Source organism: Cupriavidus sp. 8B (genome assembly GCF_054589115.1).
In genome coordinates, this window is sequence record NZ_BAAILO010000476.1 from 33,677 (window position 1) to 39,717 (window position 6,041).

The 6,041-nt window shown below is 63.8% G+C and carries 5 protein-coding genes; 3 read left to right on the top strand and 2 right to left on the bottom strand.

The annotated features are described in order from the left end of the window. Positions 1-14 precede the first annotated feature (14 nt). Entirely contained in the window at positions 15-683 is a 669-nt protein-coding gene (locus ACYP5B_RS44740; RefSeq protein ID WP_459573864.1) for a methyltransferase family protein, read from the top strand. A gap of 90 nt (positions 684-773) precedes the next feature. Then, the gene (locus ACYP5B_RS44745; protein ID WP_459573865.1) at positions 774-1,562 is read left to right on the top strand and encodes a metallophosphoesterase; all 789 of its coding nucleotides are present in this window, start codon (positions 774-776) and stop codon (positions 1,560-1,562) included. A 132-nt stretch (positions 1,563-1,694) separates the two neighbouring features. Here the strand turns inward: ACYP5B_RS44745 and groL are convergent, their stop codons facing one another. Continuing rightward, positions 1,695-3,338, bottom strand: coding sequence for a chaperonin GroEL (gene groL, locus ACYP5B_RS44750; RefSeq protein ID WP_318236167.1), 1,644 nt, complete (start codon positions 3,336-3,338; stop codon positions 1,695-1,697). A 41-nt stretch (positions 3,339-3,379) separates the two neighbouring features. Further along, positions 3,380-3,670, bottom strand: a complete 291-nt coding sequence (gene groES / locus ACYP5B_RS44755; RefSeq protein WP_267605761.1) for a co-chaperone GroES — start codon at positions 3,668-3,670, stop codon at positions 3,380-3,382. A gap of 596 nt (positions 3,671-4,266) precedes the next feature. Between groES and ACYP5B_RS44760 the strand changes: the two genes are divergently transcribed. Further along, the gene (locus ACYP5B_RS44760; RefSeq protein WP_459573866.1) at positions 4,267-5,271 is read left to right on the top strand and encodes a zinc-dependent alcohol dehydrogenase family protein; all 1,005 of its coding nucleotides are present in this window, start codon (positions 4,267-4,269) and stop codon (positions 5,269-5,271) included. Positions 5,272-6,041 lie beyond the last annotated feature (770 nt).

Here is a 6,041-nt window from a genome sequence, read left to right on the forward strand (position 1 = left end):
TTCAGGGGGAAATCATGTACGACAGCAAATCCGCTGAGTTCGCCGGGACGCCCCCGCCCATGGCACTGCGGCCCCGCGAGATCGCGGTTGAGATGGGCCTGCGCATCGCCACCGCCCTGCTCCTCGGCCTGTTCGCCTACGCGGCTATCACGCACTGGCTCGCCGAGCCGACGCGCATCACGCTGCTGCTGATCGTCGTGACGGAATGCCTGACGGTCGGGCTGTCACTGATCGTACGGGTGCCGGCGCGGCGCGACTGGAGCTTCGTCGCCGTCCTCTGCTCACTCGGGGGCACCTACTACTTCATGGCCATCCAGCTTGCGCCCGGCACGCGCATCGTGCCGGAGGCGATCGGCGCCGGGCTGCAGATCGCCGGGCTGGCCTGGCAGATCTTCGCCAAGGCCTCGCTGCGCTATTCGTTCGGCATCCTGCCGGCCAACCGCGGAATCGTGTCGGGTGGCGCCTACCGGCTCGTTCGTCATCCGATCTACCTGGGCTACCTCGCCACCGACATCGGCTTCCTGCTGGCCAACTTCGGGCTGCAGAACGTGCTGGTGTTCGCCGGGCAGTTTGTCCTGCAGGGGATCCGCATCGCCCGCGAGGAAGCGCTGCTGTCGGAGGATCCCGAGTACCGGGCCTATCGGAGCAAGGTTCACTACCGCGTTTTACCGGGCGTCTTCTGAGGGCCACGCCGGCCTTGACCGGGCCGGCGCTTTTCTGAAGAATCCATGCACGTGCGCGCCCGCGCCAGCGTACACCCGCATGGAGCCAGCATGAGAATCCGCATCCTCAGCGATCTGCACCTCGAACACGACGCACCGGCGTCAGTCCCCGCCTGCCCCGCCGACCTGGTGGTGCTGGCCGGCGATATCGCCAACGGCCGCGCCGGCGTCGACTGGGCCGCGCGCACCTTTTCGGGGCCGGTGGTCTATGTGCCGGGCAATCACGAGTACTACGAGGGCGCCTTCGAAACGGTCGACGCCGCCATGGCACAAGCCTCCCAGGCGGCGCCGCACGTGCGGGTGCTCAATGATGCCGTTGCCTATTTCGATGATCTTGCGGGCGAGCCGGTGCGCGTGATCGGCACCACCTGGTGGACTGACTACGCGTTGTTCGGCGCCGGCCGGCGCGAGGAGTCGATGCTGGCCTGCGCGGGCGTGATGGTCGACCACCGCCTGATCGAGGTGGCGGATGGCAACGGCCAGCACCGCCGCTTCACCGTGGCCGATGCCTTGGCGCGGCACCAGGCTGCCAGCGCCTGGCTCGCGGCGCAGCTCGCCACGCCCTTTGCCGGCAAGACGGTGGTGGTCACCCACCATGCGCCGGATCTGGGCAGCCTCGACCCGCGCTTCTCCCACGACCTGGTCTCCGCCGGCTTTATCTCGCGCCGCCCGGACCTGGTCGCGCAGGCCGACCTGTGGGTGCATGGCCATACGCATACGGGCTTCGACTACCGCCTCGACGATGCGCGCGTGGTGTGCAACCCGCGCGGCTATATCCGCCGCAAGACCGGCGAGCTGGAGAACCCGGCCTTCGACTGGTGCTATACCGTGGAGATCTGAGGCTTTCCGGCGACGGCGCGCAGCTCGCCCCCCATACCGTCGCCCCACAAGCAAAAACCCCCGCCGGCTCGCGCCAGCGGGGGTTTTTGCTACTACGGGTACAGCAGGCTGCCGTTTGGCGGGCCGGCAGATTTACATCATGCCGTCCATGCCGCCCATGCCGCCCATGCCGCCCGGCATTGCCGGAGCCGATTCATCCTTCGGCGTTTCAGCAACTGCGCAGTCGGTGGTCAGCATCAGCGAAGCGACCGAAGCAGCGTTCTGCAGCGCGGTGCGGGTCACCTTGGTCGGGTCCAGCACGCCCATTTCCACCAGGTCACCGTACTCGCCGGTGGCGGCGTTATAGCCGTAGTTGCCCTTGCCATCGATGACCTTGGCCACGACGACCGAAGCTTCTTCGCCAGCGTTCAGCACGATCTGGCGCAGCGGCTCTTCCATGGCGCGCAGCACGATCTTGATGCCGGCGTTCTGGTCAGCGTTGTCGCCGGTCAGGCCAGCGATGGCAGCGCGAGCGCGCAGCAGTGCCACACCGCCGCCGGGGACAATGCCTTCTTCCACGGCTGCACGGGTTGCGTGCAGTGCATCTTCCACGCGTGCCTTCTTTTCCTTCATTTCGACTTCGGTGGCGGCTCCAACCTTGATCACTGCAACGCCGCCGGCCAGCTTGGCCACGCGTTCTTGCAGCTTTTCACGGTCGTAGTCCGAGGTCGCTTCTTCGATCTGGGCACGGATCTGCTTCACGCGTGCTTCGATCGAGCCTGCGTCGCCGGCGCCGTCGATGATGATGGTGTTTTCCTTGCCGATTTCGATGCGCTTGGCTTGACCCAGTTCTTGCAGGGTTGCCTTTTCCAGCGTCAGGCCGATTTCTTCAGCGATTACTGCACCGCCGGTCAGGATGGCGATGTCTTCCAGCATGGCCTTGCGGCGGTCGCCGAAGCCCGGAGCCTTGACAGCAGCGGTCTTCAGGATGCCACGGATGTTGTTCACCACCAGGGTCGCCAGGGCTTCGCCCTCGACGTCTTCAGCGATGATCAGCAGCGGGCGGCCCGACTTGGCCACTTGTTCCAGCACCGGCAGCAGGTCGCGGATGTTCGAGATCTTCTTGTCGAACAGCAGGACGAACGGGTTTTCCAGGGCAACAACCTGCTTTTCCGGGTTGTTGATGAAGTACGGCGACAGGTAGCCGCGGTCGAACTGCATGCCTTCCACGACTTCCAGCTCGTCGGCCAGCGACTTGCCGTCTTCCACGGTGATCACGCCTTCCTTGCCGACCTTGTCCATTGCTTCAGCGATCAGCTTGCCGATCACTTCGTCGCTGTTGGCGGAGATCGAGCCAACCTGGGCGATTTCCTTGCTGGTGGTGGTGGTCTTGGTCAGCTTCTTCAGCTCTTCAACCGCGTTCACCACAGCCTTGTCGATGCCGCGCTTCAGGTCCATCGGGTTCATGCCGGCGGCAACGTACTTCATGCCTTCGCGCACGATCGACTGGGCCAGCACGGTTGCGGTGGTGGTACCGTCACCGGCGTTGTCGCTGGTCTTGGAAGCCACTTCCTTGACCATTTGCGCGCCCATGTTCTGCAGCTTGTCCTTCAGCTCGATTTCCTTGGCCACGGACACACCGTCCTTGGTCACGGTCGGGCCGCCGAAGCTGCGCTCCAGCACCACGTTGCGACCCTTCGGGCCCAGGGTAACCTTGACTGCGTTGGCGAGAATGTTCACGCCTTCGACCATCTTGGCACGGGCGGCGTCGCCGAATACTACGTCTTTAGCTGCCATGTTCTGAATCTCCTAAATCTGTACGAAAGGGGGTGCGTGGATTACTTGTTCACCACGGCCATGATGTCTTCTTCGCGCATGACCAGCAGTTCCAGGCCATCCACCTTCACGGCCTGGCCGGCATACTTGCCGAACAGCACGCGGTCACCCACCTTGACGTCGAGCGCAATCGAAGCACCCTTGTCATCCTTCTTGCCGGGGCCCACGGCGAGCACTTCACCTTGATCAGGCTTTTCGGCAGCGTTGTCGGGAATCACGATGCCGGAAGCGGTCTTGGTTTCATTGTCCAGACGCTTCACGATCACGCGGTCGTGCAAAGGACGCAGATTCATACGGACTCCTTGGTACAAAAAGTGATTTTAGGTTCACAAAAATTGACCGCCAGCACTGACGGCCAGCAGAATTAGTACGCTGGAAGAGGTCTGTTAGCACTCATGCCCAGCGAGTGCTAATTATAGGGACGGGGGGTGGCGTTTTCAAGTCGACGACTTGATACGTGTTTACCCTGGAATTGTGAAAATCGTTGTGGGGACTGGCCGCGCGGCAGAATCTTTATTCGCGGCCCAACGAATTCCGCCGAGATAAAAGTTACTTATAGACCACCCTTACAACACCTCCCGGGTCCCATACAAGTACCTGAACAAGCTGCGCACCAGGATCTTCCTGCCGGTGCCAGACGAGATCCGGACCGGGTTCGGCATCCCCGCGCCTGAGGGCGCGGCCGAGCAGGAAGCGGGGATCGCGCTGATCTGGAGCCTGCAGCATCTTCTACCTGGGCGTGCGCAAATGGAGAGAAACACTCCATTCAAAACTGCATGGCAAGAGTACAGAAGCGTTGATTTACGAACACGCCGGCATGGCCAAGAATGGCCACACCAACCCACCGCCACTCCATCGCCAATCCATCGCCAACTATCCGGAGCGCATCATGCCCCAAGCCACCATGCAGGCCCTCGTCGTCGAATCCGCGGGCGCGCCGTTCACGGCCGCCCGGCTTCCCAAGCCAGACGCCGGCCCCGGCCAGGTGCTGGTGCGCATCCTGGCCAGCGGCGTCAACCCGCTCGACACCAAGATCCGCGCCGGCCACGCGGAGCACGCCCGCCACCCATTTCCCGCCGTGCTGGGCCTGGACCTGGCCGGCGTGGTCGAAGCCGTGGGCGCGGGCGTAACGGCCTTCGCGCCCGGCGACGAGGTCTATGGCATGACAGGAGGCGTCGGCGGCCTGCAAGGCTCGCTCGCCCAGTACGCGGCGGTCGACGCCGAGCTGCTCGCGCACAAGCCCGCCACGCTGTCGATGCGCGAAGCCGCCGCGTTGCCGCTGGTATTCATCACCGCGTGGGAAGGCCTGGTCGACCGGGCCCGCGTGCAGCCTGGCCAGAAGGTGCTGGTGCATGGCGGCGCGGGCGGCGTGGGGCATATCGCGGTACAGATCGCCCGCGCGCTCGGGGCGCAGGTCTACGCCACGGGCTCGGCCGCGCAGAAGGCTATCATCGAGGGCTACGGCGCCACCGCCATCGACCACGCCACGACATCGGTCGCGCAGTATGTCGACCAATACACGGCGGGCGCGGGCTTCGACGTGGTCTACGATACGGTGGGCGGCGCGGTGCTGGACAGCTCGTTCCTCGCCGCGCGCACCTATGGCGGCCATGTGGTGAGCTGCCTTGGCTGGGGCACGCATGCGCTGGCGCCGCTGTCGTTTCGTGCGGCCACGTACTCCGGCGTGTTCACGTTGATGCCCATGCTCACCGGCAAGGGCCGTGCGCACCACGGCGAGATCCTGCGCGAAGCAGCGCGGCTGGCCGACGCGGGCAAGCTCTCCGTGCGGCTCGACCCGCGGCACTTCCAGCTCGAAGACGCCATCGAGGCGCATCGCGCGATCGAGACCGGCACGGCCAAGGGCAAACTGGTGGTGGATGTTGCGAAGGACTAGCCCGCTGACGCGGGGGTGTCTCTTTAGGGCGGGGTTTTGATGCTTCCGGCTGCTTGCGCGGCTGGGCGGCTTTGATGGTTGATGGGCTGGACGTGTTTTGGCGCTTCTAGCTGCTGTCGCGGCTGTACGGGGTTGGCCGTTTACACACATGTGAGATGTCACTTCTCTTTACTCGTAAAGAGAAGTAACCAAGAGAAAGCGATCCTTGCAGGAGGCTGGCGTGTCGGGGTTGCGCAGCCCGGTGGTTTCGTCGTCAGGCCCCGGGTTCTAATGGCCTCATGCCGTTACCGGTTTAAATGGCCACGATCTTGCGAATGACGCCGGTTTCGTCGTGAGGCTGCTCGGTAGCAGCATCCCTGCTCATCCACACATCTGCCGGTACCGGCGTGAAGCGCCACGATATATCACGCCGTGATGGTTTCGTGGTGGGGTGGGCGCGGTGGTGAATCCCTCAAAACTATTCCGGCGGTGCCACCGCGCCCACGACGAAAACGGGACGCTTGCAACTTCGTGGACGCCCGCGCTGCGAGCGATAGACGGCTTGAAATTCGTGGTGGTGGCTACCGGTGGGGGCCACCACGAAACCCTGGGCATTGGCATTGTCGTGATGATCTAAACTGGTAACGGCACGAGGTCATTAGCACCCGGGGCCGTACGACGAAATCATTGGGGTCCCCAATGACGCCACGCCAGCCTCCTGCAAGGATCGCTTTCTTTTGGTTACTTTTCTTTGAGGGTGAGGACAAATTCAGGCATTGGTCAATCGGCGT

Bases quoted from the DNA above. Each gene is read 5' to 3' on its own strand.
- ACYP5B_RS44740 (WP_459573864.1), top strand. From the start codon at position 15: ATGTACGACAGCAAATCCGCTGAGTTCGCCGGGACGCCCCCGCCCATG.
- ACYP5B_RS44745 (WP_459573865.1), top strand. From the start codon at position 774: ATGAGAATCCGCATCCTCAGCGATCTGCACCTCGAACACGACGCACCG.
- groL (WP_318236167.1), bottom strand. From the start codon at position 3,338: ATGGCAGCTAAAGACGTAGTATTCGGCGACGCCGCCCGTGCCAAGATG.
- groES (WP_267605761.1), bottom strand. From the start codon at position 3,670: ATGAATCTGCGTCCTTTGCACGACCGCGTGATCGTGAAGCGTCTGGAC.
- ACYP5B_RS44760 (WP_459573866.1), top strand. From the start codon at position 4,267: ATGCCCCAAGCCACCATGCAGGCCCTCGTCGTCGAATCCGCGGGCGCG.